The 23,154-nt window shown below is 38.8% G+C and carries 23 protein-coding genes; 8 read left to right on the forward strand and 15 right to left on the reverse strand.

The window, feature by feature from the left end:
* Positions 1 to 68: 68 nt before the first annotated feature.
* The 7 genes from fusA to ACNARN_RS12340 all read right to left on the reverse strand — a co-directional run bounded on the left by fusA (position 69) and on the right by ACNARN_RS12340 (position 5,136).
* Entirely contained in the window at positions 69 to 2,183 is a 2,115-nt protein-coding gene (gene fusA, locus ACNARN_RS12310; RefSeq protein ID WP_198620034.1) for an elongation factor G, read from the reverse strand.
* A gap of 78 nt (positions 2,184 to 2,261) precedes the next feature.
* Entirely contained in the window at positions 2,262 to 2,732 is a 471-nt protein-coding gene (gene rpsG, locus ACNARN_RS12315) for a 30S ribosomal protein S7 (protein WP_004246897.1), read from the reverse strand.
* A gap of 99 nt (positions 2,733 to 2,831) precedes the next feature.
* Positions 2,832 to 3,206 carry a 30S ribosomal protein S12 gene (rpsL, locus tag ACNARN_RS12320; RefSeq protein WP_004236497.1) on the reverse strand — a complete coding sequence of 125 codons (375 nt, stop codon included), beginning with the start codon at positions 3,204 to 3,206 and terminating at the stop codon, positions 2,832 to 2,834.
* 127 nt (positions 3,207 to 3,333) lie between these two features.
* Positions 3,334 to 3,627, reverse strand: coding sequence for a sulfurtransferase complex subunit TusB (gene tusB, locus ACNARN_RS12325; RefSeq protein WP_198626323.1), 294 nt, complete (start codon positions 3,625 to 3,627; stop codon positions 3,334 to 3,336).
* 31 nt (positions 3,628 to 3,658) lie between these two features.
* A complete protein-coding gene (gene tusC / locus ACNARN_RS12330) occupies positions 3,659 to 4,027 on the reverse strand; it encodes a sulfurtransferase complex subunit TusC (RefSeq protein ID WP_198620036.1) in 369 nt (122 codons plus the stop codon).
* A complete protein-coding gene (gene tusD, locus ACNARN_RS12335) occupies positions 4,027 to 4,422 on the reverse strand; it encodes a sulfurtransferase complex subunit TusD (protein ID WP_109374252.1) in 396 nt (131 codons plus the stop codon). Before tusD ends, tusC begins: the two co-directional genes overlap by 1 nt.
* 9 nt (positions 4,423 to 4,431) lie before the next feature.
* Positions 4,432 to 5,136 carry a helix-turn-helix transcriptional regulator gene (locus ACNARN_RS12340; protein ID WP_069369616.1) on the reverse strand — a complete coding sequence of 235 codons (705 nt, stop codon included), beginning with the start codon at positions 5,134 to 5,136 and terminating at the stop codon, positions 4,432 to 4,434.
* A gap of 347 nt (positions 5,137 to 5,483) precedes the next feature.
* On the opposite strand from ACNARN_RS12340, the gene ACNARN_RS12345 reads away from it, so the two are divergent.
* Positions 5,484 to 5,642 (forward strand): hypothetical protein, encoded by a 159-nt coding sequence (locus tag ACNARN_RS12345; RefSeq protein WP_198620037.1) that lies wholly within the window; start codon positions 5,484 to 5,486, stop codon positions 5,640 to 5,642.
* 146 nt (positions 5,643 to 5,788) lie between these two features.
* The gene (locus ACNARN_RS12350) at positions 5,789 to 6,670 is read left to right on the forward strand and encodes a DMT family transporter (RefSeq protein ID WP_416304512.1); all 882 of its coding nucleotides are present in this window, start codon (positions 5,789 to 5,791) and stop codon (positions 6,668 to 6,670) included.
* 103 nt (positions 6,671 to 6,773) lie between these two features.
* Here ACNARN_RS12350 and fkpA read toward each other — a convergent pair whose 3' ends face one another.
* Positions 6,774 to 7,526, reverse strand: coding sequence for an FKBP-type peptidyl-prolyl cis-trans isomerase (gene fkpA / locus ACNARN_RS12355; RefSeq protein WP_198626321.1), 753 nt, complete (start codon positions 7,524 to 7,526; stop codon positions 6,774 to 6,776).
* 333 nt (positions 7,527 to 7,859) lie between these two features.
* On the opposite strand from fkpA, the gene ACNARN_RS12360 reads away from it, so the two are divergent.
* Positions 7,860 to 8,078, forward strand: a complete 219-nt coding sequence (locus ACNARN_RS12360; RefSeq protein WP_023583298.1) for a SlyX family protein — start codon at positions 7,860 to 7,862, stop codon at positions 8,076 to 8,078.
* An 80-nt stretch (positions 8,079 to 8,158) separates the two neighbouring features.
* Here the strand turns inward: ACNARN_RS12360 and slyD are convergent, their stop codons facing one another.
* From slyD to kefG, 4 genes are all read right to left on the reverse strand, one after another.
* Positions 8,159 to 8,797: a peptidylprolyl isomerase gene (slyD, locus tag ACNARN_RS12365; RefSeq protein ID WP_069369613.1), complete on the reverse strand. Its 639-nt coding sequence runs from the start codon at positions 8,795 to 8,797 to the stop codon at positions 8,159 to 8,161.
* An 88-nt stretch (positions 8,798 to 8,885) separates the two neighbouring features.
* Complete coding sequence (locus ACNARN_RS12370; RefSeq protein ID WP_416304513.1) at positions 8,886 to 9,089, reverse strand: YheV family putative zinc ribbon protein; 204 nt, start codon at positions 9,087 to 9,089, stop codon at positions 8,886 to 8,888.
* A 13-nt stretch (positions 9,090 to 9,102) separates the two neighbouring features.
* Positions 9,103 to 10,956, reverse strand: a complete 1,854-nt coding sequence (gene kefB, locus ACNARN_RS12375; protein WP_198620040.1) for a glutathione-regulated potassium-efflux system protein KefB — start codon at positions 10,954 to 10,956, stop codon at positions 9,103 to 9,105.
* Positions 10,956 to 11,507, reverse strand: coding sequence for a glutathione-regulated potassium-efflux system ancillary protein KefG (gene kefG, locus ACNARN_RS12380; protein ID WP_109374247.1), 552 nt, complete (start codon positions 11,505 to 11,507; stop codon positions 10,956 to 10,958). The genes kefB and kefG overlap by 1 nt, the downstream gene beginning before the upstream one ends.
* Positions 11,508 to 11,628: 121 nt before the next feature.
* On the opposite strand from kefG, the gene ACNARN_RS12385 reads away from it, so the two are divergent.
* From ACNARN_RS12385 to ACNARN_RS12395, 3 genes are all read left to right on the forward strand, one after another.
* Entirely contained in the window at positions 11,629 to 13,563 is a 1,935-nt protein-coding gene (locus ACNARN_RS12385; protein ID WP_196534030.1) for an ABC transporter ATP-binding protein, read from the forward strand.
* A gap of 331 nt (positions 13,564 to 13,894) precedes the next feature.
* Positions 13,895 to 15,583, forward strand: coding sequence for a methyl-accepting chemotaxis protein (locus ACNARN_RS12390; RefSeq protein WP_198620041.1), 1,689 nt, complete (start codon positions 13,895 to 13,897; stop codon positions 15,581 to 15,583).
* Positions 15,584 to 16,123: 540 nt separating this feature from the next.
* Positions 16,124 to 17,869: a methyl-accepting chemotaxis protein gene (locus ACNARN_RS12395; protein WP_416304514.1), complete on the forward strand. Its 1,746-nt coding sequence runs from the start codon at positions 16,124 to 16,126 to the stop codon at positions 17,867 to 17,869.
* Positions 17,870 to 17,968: 99 nt separating this feature from the next.
* Here ACNARN_RS12395 and ACNARN_RS12400 read toward each other — a convergent pair whose 3' ends face one another.
* The 3 genes from ACNARN_RS12400 to ACNARN_RS12410 all read right to left on the reverse strand — a co-directional run bounded on the left by ACNARN_RS12400 (position 17,969) and on the right by ACNARN_RS12410 (position 21,845).
* Entirely contained in the window at positions 17,969 to 19,513 is a 1,545-nt protein-coding gene (locus ACNARN_RS12400) for a methyl-accepting chemotaxis protein (RefSeq protein ID WP_198626320.1), read from the reverse strand.
* Positions 19,514 to 19,662: 149 nt separating this feature from the next.
* A complete protein-coding gene (locus tag ACNARN_RS12405) occupies positions 19,663 to 20,523 on the reverse strand; it encodes an SIS domain-containing protein (protein WP_416304515.1) in 861 nt (286 codons plus the stop codon).
* A gap of 716 nt (positions 20,524 to 21,239) precedes the next feature.
* The gene (locus ACNARN_RS12410) at positions 21,240 to 21,845 is read right to left on the reverse strand and encodes a LysE family translocator (protein ID WP_416304516.1); all 606 of its coding nucleotides are present in this window, start codon (positions 21,843 to 21,845) and stop codon (positions 21,240 to 21,242) included.
* 99 nt (positions 21,846 to 21,944) lie between these two features.
* Between ACNARN_RS12410 and ACNARN_RS12415 the strand changes: the two genes are divergently transcribed.
* Together ACNARN_RS12415 and ACNARN_RS12420 are read left to right on the forward strand one after the other, a co-directional pair.
* On the forward strand, positions 21,945 to 22,925 hold the full coding sequence (locus ACNARN_RS12415) for a hydrolase (RefSeq protein WP_109374240.1): 981 nt from the start codon (positions 21,945 to 21,947) through the stop codon (positions 22,923 to 22,925).
* Positions 22,922 to 23,143 (forward strand): YheU family protein, encoded by a 222-nt coding sequence (locus ACNARN_RS12420; RefSeq protein WP_023583288.1) that lies wholly within the window; start codon positions 22,922 to 22,924, stop codon positions 23,141 to 23,143. The genes ACNARN_RS12415 and ACNARN_RS12420 overlap by 4 nt, the downstream gene beginning before the upstream one ends.
* The last annotated feature ends 11 nt before the right edge of the window (positions 23,144 to 23,154 follow it).

Genomic DNA, 23,154 nt, shown 5'->3' on the forward strand with positions numbered 1-23,154 from the left:
CGACTATATTCCTTAATATCGCTCCCTCAAATAGAGGGAGCGTAAACTAAATTGAACTCGAAAGGATCTTATTTCGCTTTACGAGCTTCGATAATAGCCTGAGCGACGTTGCTAGGCGCTTCGTTGTACTTCAAGAACTCCATAGAGTAAGAAGCACGACCCTGAGTTTGTGAACGCAGGTCAGTTGCATAACCGAACATCTCAGCCAGTGGTACTTGAGCACGGATGATCTTACCGGTAGGCAGATCGTCCATACCTTCAACCATACCACGACGACGGTTTAAGTCACCGATAACGTCGCCCATGTAATCTTCTGGCGTTTCAATCTCAACTTTCATGACTGGCTCAAGCAGAATTGGCTTAGCTTTCATGAAGCCGTCTTTAAATGCCATTGATGCGGCAATTTTAAACGCGATTTCTGAGGAGTCAACATCATGGTAAGAACCATAATGTAAACGAGCCTGAATATCCACAACAGGGTAACCTGCTAATGGACCAGATTTCAGCTGTTCTTGAATACCTTTATCAACAGCTGGGATGAATTCTTTAGGAATTACACCACCAACGATATCGTTGATAAATACGTAGTTCTCTTCACCACCTGCTGGTAATGGAGACAGGTCGATAACAACATGACCATACTGACCACGACCACCAGATTGTTTCGCGTGCTTACCTTCGATATCAGTTACTGTATCACGAATAGTTTCACGGTAAGCAACCTGTGGTTTACCTACGTTCGCTTCAACTTTAAATTCACGACGCATACGGTCAACTAACACGTCTAAGTGCAGTTCACCCATACCAGCAATGATAGTTTGACCAGTTTCTTCGTCGCTTGATACGCGGAAAGATGGATCTTCTTGAGCCAGACGGTTCAGAGCGATACCCATTTTTTCTTGGTCAACTTTAGTCTTAGGTTCGATAGCAACAGAGATTACTGGCTCTGGGAATTCCATACGTTCTAAGATGATTGGTGCATCAATCGCACACAGAGTATCACCAGTAGTTACGTCTTTCAGACCGATAGCAGCAGCGATGTCGCCCGCACGAACTTCTTTAATTTCTTCACGCTTATTAGCATGCATCTGAACAATACGGCCAAAACGTTCTTTTTTGTCTTTAACCGGGTTCAGAACTGTGTCACCTGAGTTAATCACACCAGAGTACACACGGAAGAATGTTAAGTTACCAACAAATGGGTCAGTTGCGATTTTGAATGCCAGAGATGAGAATGGCTCTTCGTCGCTTGAATGACGTTCTGCTGGAGTATCTTTACCGTCTGGTAAGATACCCTTGATTGCAGGTACATCTGTTGGTGCTGGCAGGTATTCAATTACCGCATCCAGCATTGCCTGAACACCTTTGTTCTTAAATGCAGAACCACAGGTAACCAGGATAATTTCGTTATCTAGAACGCGTTTACGCAGAGCAGCTTTAATTTCTGCTTCTGTCAGTTCTTCACCGCCCAGATATTTGTCCATCAGTTCTTCTGATGCTTCAGCAGCAGATTCAACCAGGTTGTTGTGCCATTCTTCAGCTAAATCTTGCAGATTTGCAGGAATGTCTTCGTATTCGAAAGTAACACCTTGGTCTTCTTCATTCCAACGGATTGCTTTCATTTTAATTAAGTCAACAACACCGGTGAAATCTTCTTCAGCGCCTACTGGGATTTGCAGTGGAACTGGGTTTGCTGCCAGACGTGTTTTGATTTGTTCAACAACACGCAGGAAGTTTGCACCCATACGGTCCATTTTGTTAACGAACGCGATACGTGGTACATGATATTTGTTAGCCTGGCGCCATACTGTTTCTGACTGAGGCTGAACACCACCAACTGCACAGTAAACCATAACCGCGCCATCAAGAACACGCATAGAACGTTCTACTTCGATTGTGAAGTCAACGTGACCTGGGGTGTCGATGATGTTTACACGGTGAGGCTCGAACTGTTTAGCCATACCAGACCAGAATGCAGTAGTTGCTGCGGATGTGATAGTAATACCACGTTCCTGCTCCTGCTCCATCCAGTCCATTGTTGCTGAACCTTCGTGAGTTTCACCAATTTTATGGTTTACACCGGTATAAAACAGAATACGTTCACTTGTAGTGGTTTTACCGGCATCGATGTGCGCACTGATACCGATATTACGGTAGCGTGCTATGGGGGTTTGACGAGCCATTTTTTCCTCTCTCGTGGGCGTTCAATTCAGGTAAAGGACAGCAGAGCTGTCCTGAAAAGAGTTGCAATACTCCGTGGATTACCAACGGTAGTGTGCGAACGCCTTGTTTGCATCTGCCATACGGTGAACGTCTTCACGTTTCTTAACAGCAGCGCCTTTGTTTTCAGCCGCATCAGATAATTCATTTGCCAGGCGAAGAGCCATGGATTTATCACCGCGTTTACGAGCAGCTTCAACAATCCAACGCATTGCTAATGCATTACGACGAACTGGGCGTACTTCAACTGGAACTTGGTAAGTTGAACCACCAACACGGCGGGATTTAACTTCCACAGTAGGACGTACGTTATCTAATGCGATTTCGAACGCTTCCAGTTCAGTTTTGCCTGAACGCTGAGCCAGGGTCTCAAGCGCATTATATACGATAGATTCTGCAGTAGATTTTTTACCGTCTACCATCAGAATGTTTACAAATTTAGCCAGCAGTTCTGATCCGAACTTAGGATCTGGCAGAATTTTACGTTGACCAATTACACGACGACGTGGCATGGAAATACTCCGTTTAAAATTCAGGGTTGTCCAAAACTCAATGAGTTTATTTTGACATTATTTGTGAAAAAATGTTTGGCCTTACTTAACGGAGAACCATTAAGCCTTTGGCTTCTTCACACCGTACTTAGAACGAGCTTGTTTACGGTCTTTAACACCAGAACAGTCCAGCGCGCCGCGAACAGTGTGGTAACGCACACCTGGTAAGTCTTTAACACGACCACCACGGATTAAGATTACGGAGTGCTCCTGCAAGTTGTGGCCTTCACCACCGATGTAGGAAGAAACTTCGAAACCGTTAGTCAAACGCACACGGCATACTTTACGCAGTGCTGAGTTTGGTTTTTTTGGAGTGGTAGTATATACACGAGTACATACGCCACGTTTTTGCGGGCAAGCTTCCAGAGCTGGAACGTTGCTTTTAACAACTTTCGAGCTACGAGATTTGCGTACCAGCTGATTAATAGTTGCCATTTAAAAAAAGCTCCTGGTTTTTGCTTCGTAAACACGGATTTGAACTCTGTCTTGTCAACAAGACAAAACATGAGGACGCAGAATTTTATTGCTGACGGGCTCATGTGTCAAGAATTATACAGCAATTCTACGCTCCCCAATGAATTTGTTGGGGGTGTTTTACCGTTAAATCGACAAAATCACTATAATTGATGAGTTTAATATGATGAGATACTTGATCTTTTAAGCCTCTTGCCAAAACATCTTCAATTAATGCGTAAACTGAAATTTGCTGTTGAAGACAATGTTTTAATAAGGGATTGTCTTCAAGGACTGCCAGTACACCATCTTGTATTAACAAAACATCATCTTCTTTTGTCAATAAAGATAAAAAAGCCTCTAAATCACTTTGATAAATAGAGACAGAATAAGTATACAACATAACCGTTCAACCTTCCTGACTAACTTCTGTATTAAAAGCGCAATACCACATCATATTCACTCAATTTTTGAGTAATATCTTGTTGGGATATCACCTGTGCATCCAACACAAAAGAAGTTTGAGAGGATAATCCACGATGAGCCATGTCTTTCTGTGATATATAGACGTTTGTCACATCATACAAGGGTAGCACTTTAAATGTTGCAGCATGATGACGTGACAAAATCCCTTCAGGCTGTTGATTTTCAACGAGTTGAAACACACCATCAGAGATAAAAAAAACACCAATATCTTCTGTTAATGCAGAGGTTGCGAGTAATGCATCTAAACCTTCTCGCCCTGCACTATTGCCATGAGGTGCTTGAGTAAAAAGGAATGCGATCGAATTCATTTTCTTCATTAAAATTGCACCACACGGGAACAGGTCAACATCGCTTGAGCCAGTGAACCCAAACCACTTAACTCAAATTCGGGCGCCATGTTATAGCTATCCATTTCCTGCTCTTTGGCCTGCTGCTCATCGATAATTCCTCTACGTAATGCGGCAGCAACACAAACATGCAAGGGGATTTGATGTTTTTTCGCCAAGGTAACCCACGCTTTAGGAAGATCAAATTCATCATTTGCAGGCGATACCAATTTATTAGCGTTCACAACACCTTCCCGATAGAAGAAGATTTGTGCAATCTGATGTCCTTTTTCAATAAGGGCATTGGCGAATAAATAGGCACTTGAAGCTTGTTCAGTTCCGTAATGAGGCCCTGTAACCACTAAACAATATGTCAAGGAACTCATAATGTTGCCTTATTCTCCATTTTTAAACTGGCGAATATAGAGATACACAGTATGTTTTGAGATATTTAAGCGGTCTGCAACCTGATTAATGGCATCTTTAATATCAAAAATACCTTTCTCATAAAGGCTTAACACGACTTGTTTATTCTTGGCATTATTCGCGACTTCACGATCATTATTTACTTCTTCAATCGTGAACTCTAATGTTTGAGCCACTAAATCATCAACAGATGAGGCAAAGTTAACATCCGATGCAACTTCATGTGTTTCTTCAGGAATAAAGGTTTTGATTATTTCAGAGAATGGAACATCAAGGTTCATATTAATACACAATAAACCAATGACACGACGTTCACGATTACGAATGGCAATCGTGATTGACTTCATCAATGCACCACTTTTTGCCCTAGTAAAATAAGCCTTTGAAAAACTTGAATCTTCATCTGTGATGTCATGTAACATTTGTAATGCCAAATCGGTAATTGGAGAACCAATCTTACGACCAGTATGTTCTCCATTCGCGATTTTAACCGCTGAACATTTCAAATCTTCCAGAGAGTGCAATACGATTTCGCAATGATTGCCGATGAGCATTGCCAAACCATCCACGGCAGCTTCATAGGACTTTAGTACTTCGTGATCAGTTTGAGTAAAAGGTCGGCTATCTAGTTTTTCAAACTCGCTGCTGTCACCATTAAATAACGGGCTAGACATTTGATTATATAATCCTTAAAGGCTTTAATTATGATAATGACTTGAGGTTCTATTTTTTATAACGATTCGTCATTGCGGATCAATTCAATATTAAAAAAATTTAAATATAAAAACAGAATTAAGAACAATTCTGACGTTAGATCGCCAGAAGATCTACGTCAAGTGACTTAGAATAAGAGCTTTGTGATAGGTCACAGCTTTTTTCATTTTTCTTTATATTTTGTACTCATTCCCACCTTTTATTTTTGCAAACTTCCCTTCTTAGGTGTGGTTAGGATAAAAATTGACACTATTGAATAGATTACCTATATTCCAAATCATTATTATTTTAACGAGTGATTAATCCCATGAATATACTGATGATATGCCAATCTCAGCAAACTTCATCAATAATAGGATTAATTTCTGTTGCTTCTATACCTATTGAGATCCTCGCTTCACCACCTCCGCCTGTGAAAGTGGTTGTAGTCAATACAACGGTTGTTGTTGCAACTCACATCGCTTGATTAACTTGCTTAGCTTAAGAACCTACTTAACCAACATCTATATAATGATATGTTATTTACGTTTATTCATTGATACTTTATCAATTCGCTAATAATCATTAAAAATAATCAAGCTCTCTTATTGCTTGTTTTACAGGTATATCATCATGTACTTAGGTCAATATTGGGCAAAATTCGGCCCGACGACATTATTCGTTTTATTATGGAGCAGTGGTGCTATTTTTTCTCGCTGGGGATTAGATAATGGTAGCTCATTTGCTATTTTAACTTGGCGCTTTATTATCGCTTTAGCATTTCTCTCTTTTTTGTGTATTCAACGCCATCGCTTTTTGCCACCAAAAGGAAGTCGTTTAAAAACGGCATGGATCGGCTTATTGATTATTGGTGGTTATTCCATCTGTTATCTTTTAGCACTCGCTAATAGCATTACACCAGGAATGTTAGCCACAATTATGGGCGTTCAGCCGATTATTACACTATGGATAATAGAACGTAATTTTACCGCGACACGGCTATTAGGGCTTTTAATCGCCCTGGCAGGATTAGTGTTAGTGGTTGCCCAAAGTCTATTTAATACAGCCCTTTCATTAACGGGAATGATTTACGCGTTAGTTGCACTACTTTGTATGAGCTTCGGTGCAATCTCACAGAAAAAACTGCAATTAGCACCAATGGATGCCCTACCGCTACAATATGTTGTTAGCCTTGTATTGTGCTTGTTATTTGTGCCATTCCAGCCTTTTCACGCCTCATTCGACATTGGCTTTGTCATTCCTGTGCTTTGGCTTGCCGTGATTATTTCTGTTGTTGCTCAACTACTACTATACCGCTTACTCACAACAGGTAATTTAGTTAACGTCACGAGCTTATTTTATTTAGTCCCTGGCGTGACAGCATTGATGGATTACATCTTCTTAGGTAATAAAATGTCTTGGCTGAGTTTAGCGGGAATGGGTGCAATCATTGTGGGCTTACTGTTTGTTTTTAAAAAGCCCAAAACCATTATTATAGAAGAGACAGTAGACTAACTCTATGTTCACTATGCATTAATAAGTGGTGAGCTATACATTAGAAATAAAAATGCTGACATCAATGTCAGCATTTTTTTAGTGATATTTAGAGATAAGTAAATTACTTATCGCTTTCAACACTCAGTAATTCAACTTCAAAGACTAATGTTGAGTTAGCTGGAATACCACTTGTTGCACGTTGTCCGTAGCCTAATTCTGGTGGAATAACTAACTTGATTTTACCGCCTTCTTTGATGTACTTCATACCTTCAGTCCAGCCAGGAATAACGCTTTTCAGGCTAATTGTCAGAGGTTCGTTACGATCATAAGAGCTATCAAATTGTTTACCATCAATCAGCATGCCTTTGTAGTTTACAGTAACGCGATCAGCATCTGTTGGTGTCTTACCTTTACCAGGATTTTCAACTAAATACAGTAAACCTGATTTGGTTTTTACCACACCTTTTTCCGCAGCAAACTCTGTACGGAATTTATCACCCGCAGTTTTATTCTCAGTCGCTTCTTTTTCCATTTTTGCTGTTGCAGCAGTACGGACTTGATCTTCAAAAGCAGCTAACGTTAATTCAATTTCAGAGTCTGATAATTTTGATTTACTATTAAATGCATCCTGAACACCTGCTAACAGTTGTTTAGAATCTAAAGTAATACCAATATTTTTTTGTTCTTGTAATGCAGCTTCCATATAGCGACCCATCGACGCGCCTAACGCATAGGCATTTTGCTCATTTTGAGTTTTAAATGCGCTATTTAGTGTTGGCACTTTAGCTGCTGCTTCTTCAGCGAATGCATGAGGTGCACTGAATGCGAAAGCTAAACTGGTTGCCAGCAACGTCGTTTTTAATAAAGATTTCATCCCATTCTCCAGTATATGTTAGTGAGTCGCTACGTTTTGCAAACGATCATCATAGATCTTCGCCAAAACATTTTGCATCACTTCTTGCTGTCGTTGCGGTATATACTCATCCGCGGGTAGCAATTTTATATGAATTTAAAAAATTTGCCGACACTCTTAACAGTTAATGTTAGGATTTTTGTCAGCACAGAGTGTTATCACATTAGCAAAATAGTCTTTTATCTCAAACCAGATTTATGTCTTCCTGTGTATATATCAGTAAATAAGATTAAATTTTACGAGTTTGTTAATCATATTCGTCGTAATAAGACATTTTAAAGGAGGAAAAACACAATGGATATTAAGGAAGTAGAGCGATTGCTCATTCAATTAGAAAGCAAAGTTGCTTTCCAAGACGCGACTATTGAAGAATTAAATCAGGTGGTCACACAGCAGCAAATTGAAATCAGCCGCTTTAAAGAAGCCTTAAAAATTGTTTCTGAGCGCCTAAAAAATTCTCAAACCTCAATACTTGCTAGACCCGAGGATGAAACGCCCCCACCTCACTATTAAGTCGCCATTCGCTGTTAATATCAAAAATGAAAACAAAAAAGGAGCGCTTAAACGCTCCTTTTGATCTTTTCAAAAAAAGATTAGTGCTGGCAACCACAACCGCCATTGCCGTGACCGTGACCACCGTGACCATGACCGCCACCACCGCAGCATCCACCTTCTTCACCGTGTGAATGACCATGACCGTGACCACCGCCACAGCATCCGCCTTCTTCACCGTGACCGTGGCCACCACAACATTCGTGCTCTTCTTCTTCACCGTGTACGTGACCGTGAGCTAATTCTTCTTCAGTCGCTTCACGAATTGCAACGATTTCAACATGAAACTTCAGGTTTTGACCTGCTAACATGTGGTTACCATCAACGATAACTTCGTCACCTTCAATACCTGTGATTTCTACTGGTACTGGACCTTGATCGGTATCAGCAAGAAAACGCATGCCAACTTCTAACTCATCAACACCCACAAAAACATCTTTCGGTACGCGTTGAACTAAGTTTTCGTCGTATTGACCATATGCATCATCAGAAGCAACTTCTACGTCGAATTTTTCACCGACTTCGCGACCTGTTAATGCATTTTCTAAACCACTGATTAAAGAACCACGGCCATGCAGATAGTCTAACGGTGCGCTCACCGTGGACTCATCAACTAAAACACCGTCTTCTGATCTTACTTGATAAGCCAGACTAACTACCAAGTCGTTTGCTACTTTCATGACATCTCCTACATACCCGTGGGCAAAATTTTCCCGATTGTAACGAAAAATAAATCTTATGTATCGGGTTATATCAAAAAACCTACAATTATTGTGGTGTAAAGATCCCAATGACTTGTTCATTTTCACGAACAAATGAGTTAACTTCACCCTCTGTTTGCCGTTGCTGGTGGCCACATTTTGCACATTCCACAATATCCACTTTATCTTCACGCCACATTTTGAGTGTATCTTGAGCTTTACAGTGTGGACACACGGCTCCTGCGATAAAGCGTTTACGGGTTGCAGACATGGGGTCAATTCTCCTATTTATCAATAGATTTTTTTTCTTTATGCATTTGAGGAATATCTTCTGTTAAAGATTCATCCCAAATATCAGGCTGATGGTGCTCTTGACGAATTTCTTCACTAAAGAGCTCCTCAAGTTCTCGTCTCGCTTCTTTCACTCGTGAAACGTTAGAGACTTCTTCAGGAGATTCATCCACCAGCTTTCTCAATAAGTTAATATCCAGACGACGGAAATGCTGTTGTGCCCGATAAGCTTGATGAGGATGCATGCCTAATTCAATTAACGTTTTACGTCCTAATTCTAAGGCGCTAGAAAATGTTTCACGACTAAAATCTGTCACACCCGCTTTGAGCAACTCATGAGCTTCAACACGCCCTCTTGCCCTTGCAATAATATGCAAATTAGGAAAATGGTGTTGGCAAAGATGAACGATTTCCATCGTAGCTTCGGGCTCATTGCAGGTGATAACAATAGTTTTAGCATGCTCAGCACCAGCAGCGCGCAATAGATTGAGATCAGTTGCATCACCGTAATAAACTTTATAGCCATATTTACGCATGGTGCTTATGCTTCCGACATCATGCTCTAATACCGTGACATTAATCTTATTCGCCATTAATAAGCGCCCTACAACCTGCCCCATTCGACCAAATCCAACAAGAATGACCTCTGGGTGGTTATTTTCAACAAAGGGCTGTTCGTCCGTTTTAGCTTCATTATAACGACGAGCAAACACAGCGTCTGTCATTTGCATCACAAGAGGTGTTGTCATCATAGAAAGTGTGACAACAACCAACAATAACGCCATTTGCTGACTATCTAATACGCCCATTGCCATAGATGTTGAGAAAACAACAAACGCAAATTCCCCACCTTGGCTTAACACCGCTGAGAATTGTAAACGCGTGGAAAAGCGCAATCTAGCTAACCAAGCAATACTATAAAGTATCAACGCTTTCACAATAACCAGAACTAAGACGCCCAATAATACTTGTGGAAGATAACGCCATAATATGCCGATATCTAAAGACATACCAACAGAGATAAAAAAGAGTCCTAAAAGTAGACCTTTAAAAGGTTCAATGGAGATCTCTAATTCATGTCGATATTCTGAATCTGCCAATAACACTCCCGCAATAAAGGTTCCCATAGCCATTGAAAAGCCTAGGGTTTCCATAAAAATAGCAGCACCCAATACCACAAGTAACGCAGCAGCTGTAAAAACTTCTCTTACGCCTGATTTCACAACTAAGCGTAAGAATGGGCGTAATAAATAACGACCACAAATCAGTAACCCAGCAAAAGCAGCCACCTTCACGCCAATACGATACCAATCACTGCTTGCCGTTTCTCCAGCTAACAAAGGAATAACGGCAAGGATAGGAATAACCGCCATATCTTGGAAAAGTAAAACAGCAAAACCTAATTGCCCACCTTCATTATGGTTCATTCCTTTCTCGTTCATAAGTTGCAATGCCATCGCAGTAGAAGACATCGCAATACCTAATCCACCAATAACGGCTGCCTGCCACGAGAAAGAAGTGAAAACGAGAATGAGTCCTGAAAAAATAGAGGCGGTTAATACCACCTGCATTGAACCAACACCAAAAATGGCACGCCTCAATTCCCATAATTTGGCTGGATTTAATTCCAAACCAATAAGGAACATTAAAAAGACCACACCTAATTCAGCAAAATGTAAGATGTTATCGACATCTTTAAACAGCCCTAAACCCCAAGGACCAATGGCAATACCAGCAATTAAATAACCGAGTACCGCACCAATTTTAAGGCGCTGTGCAATAGGCACCATAACCACGGCCGCACACAGGAAAAAGAGCACAGCTTTAATCATCCAATTATCTTCCATTAAGCTTGCTCCCCTTCAAGTGGCGCACTTAACCAATGGCGATAAGCTTCACTGATATGAGTCAGTGTTGTTTTAGATTGTTGTCTTGCTGAATACACAATCATTGGTGATAACCAGCGCATACCACACATTTCTGCCATTAATTCAAAGGGGCGTAATAATTCTGTGAGTGTGTAGTGATTTTTCCCATCATGTTGATAAGCCTGCTCAGGCTCTCCCGTTGTAATAACACAACGAAATGACTTACCCTTTAATTGTGCTCTACCTGCTTTGTTAGCAAATGGGCGAGTTAACACTCTATCTTGCCACTCTTTTAATAACGCAGGGCAACTATATGTTTGCAATGGAAATTGAAAAACGATCACTTGATGTTTACACAGCAAAGATTGTTCATGGTGTATATCAATAAAAAAATCAGGATAAATAGCATATAAATCATGGATAGTTATATTCTCTAAATCCCTCACCGCATTTAATAACGCTTTATTGGCGATTGATTGGCGCGGTTCGGGATGAACATACACCAGTAATACATTTGATGCGTTTGACATCATTCCTCCTTACAAAACGTGTCAGAAACCATTTTTTCCGTTACCATGCACGCATTGTGACCAACAGTTACGAACAACTTACTCTATATATTAATTTACATACTCTTAATAGACGATATTTATGATTGTTTTTTCTTCTTTGCAAATTCGCCGTGGTGTCAGAGTGTTACTGGACAATGCCAGTGCAACCATTAATCCAGGGCAAAAAATTGGTCTAGTTGGTAAAAATGGCTGTGGCAAAACCACATTACTTTCTTTATTAAAAGGTGAACTTCAAGCTGAAGCAGGCAATGTCACCTATCCTAGTACATGGTCAATGGCATGGGTTAACCAAGAAACACCTGCACTTGATGTACCAGCTATTGATTATGTTATTGATGGTGATAGAGAATACCGTCAGTTAGAACAACGATTACAAAAAGCTAACGAAATAAACGATGGTCACGCTATTGCACTGATACATGGGCAATTAGATGCAATTAATGCATGGACAATACAATCTCGTGCAGCGACCTTACTGAATGGTTTAGGTTTTAGCCAACAGCAACTTAATGAACCTGTAAAATCATTTTCAGGTGGCTGGAGGATGCGTTTAAACTTAGCACAAGCGCTGATTTGTCGATCTGATTTACTGCTACTCGATGAACCCACCAACCACTTAGATTTAGATGCTGTAATTTGGCTAGAAAAATGGCTAAAAAGCTACACAGGCACACTTATTTTAATTTCCCATGACCGTGATTTTCTTGATCCGATCGTGGATAAAATCTTGCATATTGAGCAAGAAAGAATCTTTGAATATTCAGGTAACTACTCTTCATTTGAAATGCAGCGTGCAACCAAACTCGCGCAACAACAAGCTTTGTTTGAGAATCAACAAGCCAAAATTGCACACTTACAGAGTTTTATAGATAGATTTAAAGCGAAAGCGACAAAAGCAAAACAAGCTCAAAGCCGTGTAAAAATGCTTGAACGAATGGAACGCGTTGCTCCTGCACATTCAGATAACCCATTCCAATTTAGTTTCCGCCAACCTGAAAGCTTACCTAATCCTCTTTTATCAATGGAGAAAGTCAGCGCGGGTTATGGTGAAAAAGTTATTCTTAATGACATCAAACTCAATTTAGTTCCCGGCTCACGCATTGGATTATTAGGGCGCAATGGTGCAGGTAAATCGACACTGATAAAATTACTTGCAGGCGAAATTCAACCGTTACAGGGGAAATTGGCTCTTTCTAAAGGCATTAAACTTGGTTATTTTGCCCAGCATCAATTGGAGTTTTTACGCTCTGATGAATCGGCACTACAGCATTTAGCTCGTTTGGCGCCCAAAGAAACTGAACAAAAACTACGTGATTACTTGGGCGGTTTCGGTTTTCATGGCGATAAAGTCACGGATGCTTGTGGTCAATTTTCTGGCGGTGAAAAGGCACGTTTAGTCTTATCACTCTTAGTTTGGCAACGTCCTAACTTGCTATTAATGGATGAACCAACAAACCACCTTGATTTAGATATGCGCCAAGCACTAACCCAAGCTCTAATTAGCTTTGAAGGGGCAATTGTTGTTGTATCGCATGATAGGCATTTATTACGCTCTACCACTGACGATCTCTATCTTGTACACGATGGTCAAGTTGAACCATTTGATGGCGATCTTGATGATTACCAACAATGGTTAGTTGATCAAAATCGTCAAGAGACACAGGCAAATAAAAGCCAACAAGATAACGACAATACTACGACAACCACCAATTTAAGTGCTCAAGATAAAAAAGAGCAAAAACGTAAAGAAGCTGAGTTTAGACAACAAACCCAGCCTTTACGCAAGAAACTCACAACATTAGAAAGCAAGATGGATAAATTAAGCCAAGAACTTAGTGATATCGAAACTGCTCTTTCTGATAGTGGTATTTATGATACTAGCCGTAAAAATGAGCTTTCTGATTGCTTAAGCCGACAAGGTGTTGCGAAATCTGCACTAGAAGAAGTGGAAATGGAGTGGATGGAGTTACAAGAAACACTGGAAGAAATGACAAACACATTTGAAGCCCAGTAATACAACCCGATTCATTAAAAAAGGAACTATTTTAAGCGAAATAGTTCCTTTCTTTTTGCTCTTCAATTCATTCTGAAAATTTATACAATTCATTTCACTTACAGTATTTATATCATTTTACAATAGCACGATTTACACAAAACATAATCTCACTCTATCTAAAAATAACCCAATCAAAATAATCATCTAACGTTTATTTTCTACCTATTTATATTAAGTAAGGGAAATAAATTCTTTCACGCTAAAGTTTTTAACATTCCAGCCGAATTAATCATTCTGCTAAGTGGACCTCCCACTTACCAACGAAAAGGCAAAGCTAATAGGTAGGGTTATGTTAAAACGAATTAAAATCTCTCAAGGTTTAATGTGTGTCCTGACTCTGTTTTGTATTATTCAGATCATTTCTGGAGTACAAAGCATTCACGATGCCTACCAGACTCAAAATACTCTTAAAAGAATTTCATACAGTTTCGATCAACTACGTACCATGGATAATACCTATGCGGAGTTGAATACATTACGTACTGATATTATTGCACAAGCATTTAGTTATATTTCAAACCCTCAAGCCGAGGATGCGAATATCACTGCATTTATGCAAACTATGCCTGCACGTAAAGCGCAAGTTGATGCATTGATGAATGAATATGTTGAGCTATCTGCGCAAACAGGTTTCGATCAGCAACGTATGGCGCAAATCAAACAGCTCTATCAAAAAAGCCGAGCTGATCTTGATTTACTGGCGCAGTATTTAAGTGAACGTAACACTAACGCGGTTCGTTTAATTTTAAAAAGCCCAGCAAACACTAACTTCACGAATTCCCTGTATGAAGCCACAGACTTTATTACCGATGAAGTTGTTAACCCTTCAGTCATTGAAGCAGAAGATAATTACCACAGCATGTTGTGGGTAGCATCACTCTTTATGGGTATCTTCCTCATCTTTACCACCTTAGTTCTTATTTGGATCCGCAAATACATTATTGTGCGCATTAACCAAATGATCACCTATCAAGAAACGATTGCTAAAGGTGATTTAGTCAGTCGCATTGATAGCGATATTTCAGGTAAGACTGAAATCGATCAGCTCATGCTTGGCTTACAGCAAATGCGTGCTCAATTAAAAGAGATGGTAAGCTCTATTCGCAATACTAGTGCAACTATTTACACTGGCGTACAAGAGATTGCTGCGGGTAATAATGACTTATCAAGCCGAACTGAAGAGCAAGCCAGCGCATTAGAAGAAACGGCATCCAGCATGGAGCAAATGACCGCAACTATTCGTAATAACACGGAAAGCGCTCGTGAAGTAACAGAGCTCGTTATGAGCACTGCTGATATTGCCGTACAAGGCGGTGAGCATAGTAATAAGATGGTTATGACAATGACCGACATTGCCGATCGCTCACAAAAAATTGGTGAAATCACTGCGGTTATTGATGATATTGCTTTCCAAACCAATATATTAGCCCTTAACGCTGCTGTTGAAGCGGCAAGAGCGGGCGAACAAGGTCGTGGTTTCTCTGTTGTTGCCAGTGAAGTTCGCAACTTAGCACAGCGCAGTGCAGAAGCGGCGAAAGAGATCAAAGAGCTTATTGAATCGACAATATTACGTGTTAGACAAGGTAATGATCTCGTCGAACAAGTTAGTTTATCAATGGGGGAGATTGTTACATCTGTTAATCATGTTTCAGGTTCGATGAAGGAAATTTTATCTGCATCAGAAGAGCAAACGCGTGGTATTGCACAAATCAGCCTTGCTGTTAATGAGATGGATAAAGCAACTCAGCAAAATGCGGCGATGGTTGAACAATCAACGGCTGCTTCTGCCACATTAAGTGAACAAGCGAGTATGTTGGATACGATTGTGAATACGTTTAAAGTGGAACACGAAAAAGTCGCACCCGCTAAAGCTAAATTGCCCGCATTTTCAGCTAAATCGCAAGACACTGAAACACTTAAAACCCCCACAATCAAAACCAATAATCACGAAACAGACGATAATTGGGAAAGCTTTTAATTATCTTTCTCACCCAACATCGAGAGAGATAGCGGTGTAAAAAATAGTCCAGAACATATAACAAAACCTCACCCTCCCCTACTCCCAGTCATTTTTCTGGGAGTATTTCTGATCTCACCGCACATAAACACAAAAAAACAGATCGTTTTTCATACGAAATAAAAGCATTTTTTAAGAAATATTAAGAGTATTTATGAAAGCGATAATTTTATTGTGCTTATCATAAGACAAAAAGATAAATAAAAATAAAATACTGCTTATTATCATTTTAATGCTTAATAAATCATTATTAATATTTATATTTTAACAATTAACACAAAAAATAAGTAAGTTAATATACTTATAGTTTTTTCTATTAATCATTAGAAAATTTTAGCCATTAGCTGACAATTAAAGCTAAAAAAAGAAATATAAGTCGTTTTTACTATCAAACAGAGTAGAAAAGGTAAAGTTTTTAAACATTGAGCCGAATAAGTTTAATTGATAAATAGTTATCGCTCCTTGCTGTGTGTCCTACAAACCAATTAAATAGGTAAGGCTATGCTGAAACGAATAAAAATATCTAATGGTTTAATGTTTATCTTAATACTGTTTTGCGCCATTCAACTTTTTTCTGGTGCAATGAGTATCCGTGACGCGAGTTTAACAAATAAGCGGATCTCACAATTAGCAAATGGCTTTGAACAGATAAAAACGATGGATTATGGTTATGCTGAGTTAAATAAATTACGTGAAGATATGCTAAATGTTATGTTTGACGCTCATCTCACACCCGATATTGCAGAAAATAAGATCTCTGACTTTTTTTCCTCTTATCCAAAAAGAAAACAAGAAGTTATACGTATTATTACCGAGTACTTCACTGCTACTGAAGAAGCTAATTTTGATCCCGAAAAAATAGAGGGTATGAAAAAGCTCTTTAATCGTGTGCTTTACGATCTTGACCAACTTGCATCATGTCTAGAGATACGCGATTACTACGGTTTTCAATCTCTTTATGCACATAATACCAATGAACGCTTCACTCAATCCCTTTATGAAGCAACAGATTACCTCAGTGATAACGTTGTTACTCACGCAATAAAAGCAGCTCAAGGTAATTATGAACGTACCTTGGTGTTAGCTTTTGTCTTTATGTTTGTTTTTATTCTTTTCACTGTCCTTGTTGTACTTTGGATACGTCGAAATATTGTTTTACGTATCAATCAAATTGTCGATTATATGTCGGAAATTTCACAAGGAAATTTATTAGAAAATAAAGATGTCACCGCAAAAGGAAATAATGAAATCGACCAATTAATTACAGGTATTCAATATATGCGTACCGAACTGTCATTAATTGTGAATGCGATCCGAGGAACAAGTCATCATATTTATACTGGTGTTCAAGAGTTATCCGCAGGGAATACCGATCTTTCTTGTCGTACCGAAGAGCAAGCGAGCGCATTAGAAGAAACAGCATCAAGTATGGAACAACTCACAGCAACAGTGAGAAATAATACAGAAAGTGCTCGTGAAGTTTCACACCTTATCAGCCAAACTTCCAATATTGCCAGTAAAGGGGGCGATGTCACCAATAGAATGGTGAAAACGATGACTGACATTGCTGATAGCTCACAAAAAATTGGTGAAATCACTGCTGTTATCAATAGCATCGCTTTTCAAACCAATATTTTATCATTAAATGCTGCGGTTGAAGCCGCCAGAGCAGGTGAACAAGGTCGGGGTTTCTCCGTAGTGGCAACAGAAGTAAGAGAATTAGCACAACGCAGTGCCGAAGCTGCAAAGGAAATTAAAGAGTTAATTGATGCCTCTATTAGCCGTGTTCGCCATGGTAATGATCTTGTTGAGCAAGTCAGTATTTCTATGTGCGAAATACTGACATCCGTAAAACATGTTGAAGATTCAATGACTGAAATTTTATCTGCATCAGAAGAACAAACTCGAGGCATTACTCAAGTTTCTCTTGCAGTCACTGAAATGGATAAGGCAACACAGCAAAATGCGGCGATGGTTGAGCAATCTTCCTCTGTTGCCAGCTTATTGACTGAAGAAGCCGGTAATCTTGAACAAATCGTTGAACAGTTTAAAACGGCTGAAAGTGAACAGTTCAATAAAAAGGCACAACACAAAGTCATAGAAAAACCGTTCTCGTCTGAAACATCACTACATACAAAAAATGAGAAGATAAAAAATACAGTCAAAGATGAAGTGAAAGAGAAAAAATCGGCAAAAGGAACCGCAACTGTAAATAACGATGAAGATGATGATTGGACAAGCTTTTAATCCATTGATTTGATCATGATAAAAACGTGATTTAGATAAACACAAAGACACCTATTTTTAGTAGGTGTCTTTTTCTTTTACTTCTTAAATAATGACAAATTAATGGAATACATTGATTGCACTAACTAAGTAGTTAGTTTGTACTTTCATTTCACCTGAAATCATTGAAGCTTTCGAAACATAATTCGCATTTTCATGCGTAATCGATTCCAATTTTTCAACAGCGCGACCAAGCTCTTTTAAACCTGCACTTTGCTCTGTGGATGCGAGACTGATTTCACCAATTAAATCGGTCACATTTTTAACATGTACCACAATATCTTCCATTGTTCCGACAGTTTCATTGACCTGCTTTGAACCAACTTTGATATTGCTACTTGAGGCATTGATCAATGCTTTGATCTCTTTCGCTGCTTCGGCACTACGTTGTGCCAATTCTCTTACTTCTGTTGCCACTACCGAGAAACCTCGACCTTGCTCACCCGCTCTTGCCGCTTCTACAGATGCATTAAGTGCAAGGATATTCGTTTGGAAGGCAATGCTATCAATAACACCAATGATATTACTAATACGATCAGAGCTTTTCGCAATATCATTCATTGTAGTAACGATATTATCCATTGCACTACCTCCTTTTATCGCTGCCTCACAAGTGATATTAGAAAGATTGTTTGCCTGCCCTGCCGTTTCACTATTACTGCTTACCGCCGTGGTTAATTCATTCATTGTTGAAGCGGTTGCTTCAACATTGCTGGCGGTTTGCTCTGTTCTCACATACAGATCGCGATTACCTGCGGCTAATTGATCACAAGAGATATCGACTTGATGAATTTGATGACTCACATCACTAACCAGCCAACGGAACATACGTCCTAATTGATTAACTGAACGCTGTGTCATGCCGACTTCATCGATGCGATTTATATATGTAACATTATGTTCATCGCCAGTTGCAACTCGATTCGCTTGCTCATTAAGTAGTCTAATTGGCTTAACAATTTGAAAATAGAGAACGCGTTCATTAACCATCAGTAATATCAGCAAAATCGCGATATGAATAAAAAGCGCATTACCTGATAAGCCTGCAAACCATGCACTTAACAACATAAAAGGTAAGGGTAAGAGGATAAAAAGACGGAGTCGTTTTTTTAATGAAATTGTTTGATTCCATGAGCGCCAACGTTGCCATCCTTTATAAACAAAAGCGCCTTTTAAAAACGTGTGTGAAGGATATTTACCTTGATTAAATGCGGCATAAAGTGCTGAGGCTTGTGCTATTTCCTCTTTTTTTGCCGCCGTCCTTACTGACATAAAACTTTGAATTTTACCCTGACGTATAATGGGAGTGACGTTTGCCCTTACCCAATAGTGATCCCCATTTTTACGCCGATTTTTAACGATCCCAGTCCAAACCTCGCCTTGCTTTAAAGTTCTCCACATATCCTTAAAGACTTCTGAAGGTATATCTGGATGCCGGACAATATTATGGGGTTTCCCCACCAACTCTTCGACTGAAAACCCACTGGCTTCGACGAAATCCTCGTTGGCATAAATAATATTGCCATCAAGATCTGTCGTCGACATCAGTGTTGCGTTTTCAGATACCGGGTATTCTCGCTGTGTCACCGGTTGATTGTTACGCATTAGTTACTCTCCTCGACATTGAAATTAAAATATCTCAACAAAAAAAGACTGCCTAAATAACTATCGTTTCGGCCGTTAGGAGAATAACTTTAGTAATAAGTGTAAATACCTACATTTAAATATTAGTTTTTTGAATCAGTTCAAAATTTTTAATTATCAAGGCTATTAATTAATGCCTGTGAACTTAGCACTAATGTCTTCGCACACTCATCACGTTTCTTTAATAATGCCATAAAAATAAGGTCAGTGATCGTATTTTGTGCTGTACGTGAAGAGATTGAAGCGCTTCGCCACTCACCTTCATCCGCAATTGTTTCTAATATATAATCAGAAATTCTTCCTAATGGAGAGTGTTTTTCTCCTGTAATAGCAATGATTTTTGCTCCCTGTTTTTTAGCCACAGAGGCCGCAACTAACATATCTTTTCTTTTGCCACTATAAGAAATAACTATCTGTAAATCCTTTGAACTTAACATTTGAGCAACAGATATCTGAACATGATGATCTGTTTCAATCAGAGTGGTTATTCCTATTTTCTGTAATTTATAACTTAAGTCTCTTGCGACTAACCCTGAACCACCAATACCAATAATCTGAACTCGCTGAGCTTCATCAATAAGCTGGATCACCTTTTCAAAATGAAGGTAATTAATTTGGCGAGTGGTATCACTGATAGAATTATTCTTCTCTTGAGCAAGTTTTTGAGCTATTACAACTAAGCTATCTTCAGAGCCAATCTGATTATGTAATATGCTAGGATCCTGCCCAGTATTTGCATTTTTTCGCCCAAGATCTTCGCTAATTGCAAGCTTCAAAGAAGGAAAACCTTTGAATCCAATTTTTTGGCTAAATTTAACAATAGCTGATTGACTCACACCCATTGTTTCAGCAAGTTGCTGTGATGAAAGAGTGACCGTTTTTTCTGGGTTCTCTAAAATATAATCCGCTATTTTACGTTGATTTGTCGCCATACCAAGCTTGATCCACGCAATTTTCGTTAATGTTGGCATAATGACAATATCCACTTCGAGTACAATATAGTTATATATGGAATAATTTTGATAAAACGTTTAATACCTAAAGTAATTAAGTTTTTAGAATAAAATCAATTAGAAACAAAATATGAGATACAATAAATCATAAAAAAAGTAATATTATTATCGAAATACTTGTTCTTATAATAACGTTATATTGACTCTTTTTATTCAATCTCTCACACATTAACCTCTATATTTTATAATACTTAATTTAATTTTTTCCAATTTTAAATAATAATTTATTCTTCTTAGTCAACAACACGATATAAACTGAATATACTTATATTCAGCAAAATTGCGTTTTTAAACATAATAATTAACTAAATGACAATATAAAACACATTTTAAAAACATTAACACAATAAAAAACCTTTAATTACAAACAGTAATAAGGAATAAATAATTCCTTCATAGCGGAATTATTTTTATTTTTAATGATATAAAAATAGGTTAAACGACATATTTAAATAAAAAGACGGATATTAAAACCCCAAAACCAATAAGCCTTTTATATGATTGACACTGTAACATACATAATAAAGATGGCAGATGATCGCAGATCTCTCTTTTGATAGATTAATGCTCTTTTTTTGATACACATTCAAAAAGATCATTTCAACCAAACTTAAAAAAACATCACTTTAATCAAGAAAGTTAATTTATCTATTGATTTATAAATGTTTTTTAATTTATCCTATCCAAATCAAAGGTACACAAAATGCCGTTAATAATCCCATCGAGATATTAAAAATAAACCAAGACTGTCTGCTTTGTAAAAATAGACTAATTAATGTTCCGCCTAATATCCAAACAATACCGGCAACGAAATTAACAATAACCATAACAATACTAATAGCAATAACAGAGCTAAAATAAGCATCGCCCGATAAACTGAAGCTTCCTACTGCACCTAATCCCATCATCCACGCTTTTGGATTTAGAAATTGCAATAATCCGCCCTGAAACCAGCTTACTGCTTGGGGCGTTTTTGCTGGAATATCTAAACGCTGATAAGATGATGTTGCTGTTTTCCAAGCAAGCCAAAGCAGATACGCACTCCCGACTACCTTCAATCCAATATGCAGTGCAGGATAAATTATCAATAATGCGGCAACACCAAATGCAGAACTCAGCAAAACACATTGCATACCTAGCATAATGCCAGCCATCAGCTTTAATGAGCTTTTAAAACCTACATTAGCACCTGATGAAGTAAGCAATAAGTTGTTGGGTCCAGGCGTGATAGCAGCAATAAATAGGAAAATAGCTAACGATGAAATCAGACTAATTGTCATTATAAGTGCTCAAAGATGTGACAGATGTTTTATTTTCACCGAAAATAGCAGTATGTTATTTAGCAAACAAGTGTTAATTCATTTTGATAGACGGAAAATATGTCTCAATACTTTAATCCAATGCGTTGGGCTAAAAATCCACATTTACAAACGCTCTTACCAAGAATTGTACGTAGGACGCCACAACTTACGCCACATTGGCAACGACTCAATCTCCCAGACAACGATTTTGTCGATTTAGCGTGGAGTGAAGATCCGACAACGGCACTCAATAAACCGCGCTTAGTCATTTTTCATGGCTTAGAAGGTGGATTTAGTAGCCCTTATGCTCACGGCATGTTGGCCGCAGCAAAAGAGAGAGGCTGGCTAAGCGTTGTGATGCACTTTAGAGGATGTAGTGGTGAACCCAATAGACAAAAGCGCATTTATCACTCAGGTGAAACGGAAGATGCTCGCTACTTCTTAAATTGGTTGAAAAAGGAATTTGGTGAGCAACCAACAGCCGCCGTTGGCTACTCTCTTGGTGGAAATATGCTTGCCTATTATCTCGCAGAAAGCGGTGAAAATGCGGTTGTAGATGCTGCCGTTATTGTCTCTGCACCATTAATGCTAGAACCATGCTCAACAAAAATTGAACATGGCTTTTCTCGTTTTTATCAATGGTATCTGTTAAAAGAGCTGAAAAATAACGCGACACGCAAGCTTATTCGCTATCCTGAATCATTACCAATCAGCTTATTGACGATAAAATCCATTAAAAAACTACGTCAATTTGACGATCTTATCACGTCTAAAATTCACGGGTTTAAAGATGCGTTAGATTATTATCGCCAATGCAGTGCATTACCTTTATTAAATAAAATAAAGAAAACAACACTGATTATTCACGCGAAAGATGATCCTTTTATGTCTGCGGATGTTATTCCTGATATCACAACCTTACCAAATAACATTGAATATCAACTCACCGAGTTTGGTGGGCATGTCGGTTTTGTAAGTGGAAAACTTTCTAAACCCGTGATGTGGCTTGAAAGCCGAATACCTGACTGGTTATCCGCTTATTTGGAGAAAACCAAATGATAATTCCTTGGAATGAGCTTTCTACAGAGACACTTGATAATCTTATTGAAAGTTTTGTTTTACGAGAAGGCACTGATTATGGTATCCAAGAGAAAACGCTTGAACAAAAAGTCGCCGACGTAAAAAAACAACTTAAATCCGGTGAAGCCGTATTGGTTTGGTCAGAACTTCATGAGAGCGTCAATATTATGCCGGCATCGCAGTTTCGCTCTGGTTAGTTATTCAAAGC

The organism is Proteus sp. TSJ240517, assembly GCF_047921575.1.
In the GTDB taxonomy this organism is placed as follows: Bacteria; Pseudomonadota; Gammaproteobacteria; order Enterobacterales; family Enterobacteriaceae; genus Proteus.

Excerpts from the sequence above, each read along its gene's own strand:
- ACNARN_RS12405 (WP_416304515.1), bottom strand. The coding sequence starts at position 20,523 with ATGCCAACATTAACGAAAATTGCGTGGATCAAGCTTGGTATGGCGACA.
- ACNARN_RS12395 (WP_416304514.1), top strand. The coding sequence starts at position 16,124 with ATGCTGAAACGAATAAAAATATCTAATGGTTTAATGTTTATCTTAATA.
- ACNARN_RS12385 (WP_196534030.1), top strand. The coding sequence starts at position 11,629 with ATGATTGTTTTTTCTTCTTTGCAAATTCGCCGTGGTGTCAGAGTGTTA.
- ACNARN_RS12370 (WP_416304513.1), bottom strand. The coding sequence starts at position 9,089 with ATGTCTGCAACCCGTAAACGCTTTATCGCAGGAGCCGTGTGTCCACAC.
- fkpA (WP_198626321.1), bottom strand. The coding sequence starts at position 7,526 with ATGAAATCTTTATTAAAAACGACGTTGCTGGCAACCAGTTTAGCTTTC.
- kefG (WP_109374247.1), bottom strand. The coding sequence starts at position 11,507 with ATGTCAAACGCATCAAATGTATTACTGGTGTATGTTCATCCCGAACCG.
- tusB (WP_198626323.1), bottom strand. The coding sequence starts at position 3,627 with ATGTTGTATACTTATTCTGTCTCTATTTATCAAAGTGATTTAGAGGCT.
- ACNARN_RS12410 (WP_416304516.1), bottom strand. The coding sequence starts at position 21,845 with ATGACAATTAGTCTGATTTCATCGTTAGCTATTTTCCTATTTATTGCT.
- tusC (WP_198620036.1), bottom strand. The coding sequence starts at position 4,027 with ATGAAGAAAATGAATTCGATCGCATTCCTTTTTACTCAAGCACCTCAT.
- ACNARN_RS12390 (WP_198620041.1), top strand. The coding sequence starts at position 13,895 with ATGTTAAAACGAATTAAAATCTCTCAAGGTTTAATGTGTGTCCTGACT.
- ACNARN_RS12360 (WP_023583298.1), top strand. The coding sequence starts at position 7,860 with ATGGATATTAAGGAAGTAGAGCGATTGCTCATTCAATTAGAAAGCAAA.
- tusD (WP_109374252.1), bottom strand. The coding sequence starts at position 4,422 with ATGAGTTCCTTGACATATTGTTTAGTGGTTACAGGGCCTCATTACGGA.
- kefB (WP_198620040.1), bottom strand. The coding sequence starts at position 10,956 with ATGGAAGATAATTGGATGATTAAAGCTGTGCTCTTTTTCCTGTGTGCG.
- fusA (WP_198620034.1), bottom strand. The coding sequence starts at position 2,183 with ATGGCTCGTCAAACCCCCATAGCACGCTACCGTAATATCGGTATCAGT.
- ACNARN_RS12415 (WP_109374240.1), top strand. The coding sequence starts at position 21,945 with ATGTCTCAATACTTTAATCCAATGCGTTGGGCTAAAAATCCACATTTA.
- ACNARN_RS12345 (WP_198620037.1), top strand. The coding sequence starts at position 5,484 with ATGAATATACTGATGATATGCCAATCTCAGCAAACTTCATCAATAATA.
- slyD (WP_069369613.1), bottom strand. The coding sequence starts at position 8,797 with ATGAAAGTAGCAAACGACTTGGTAGTTAGTCTGGCTTATCAAGTAAGA.
- rpsG (WP_004246897.1), bottom strand. The coding sequence starts at position 2,732 with ATGCCACGTCGTCGTGTAATTGGTCAACGTAAAATTCTGCCAGATCCT.
- rpsL (WP_004236497.1), bottom strand. The coding sequence starts at position 3,206 with ATGGCAACTATTAATCAGCTGGTACGCAAATCTCGTAGCTCGAAAGTT.
- ACNARN_RS12340 (WP_069369616.1), bottom strand. The coding sequence starts at position 5,136 with ATGTCTAGCCCGTTATTTAATGGTGACAGCAGCGAGTTTGAAAAACTA.
- ACNARN_RS12400 (WP_198626320.1), bottom strand. The coding sequence starts at position 19,513 with ATGCGTAACAATCAACCGGTGACACAGCGAGAATACCCGGTATCTGAA.
- ACNARN_RS12350 (WP_416304512.1), top strand. The coding sequence starts at position 5,789 with ATGTACTTAGGTCAATATTGGGCAAAATTCGGCCCGACGACATTATTC.
- ACNARN_RS12420 (WP_023583288.1), top strand. The coding sequence starts at position 22,922 with ATGATAATTCCTTGGAATGAGCTTTCTACAGAGACACTTGATAATCTT.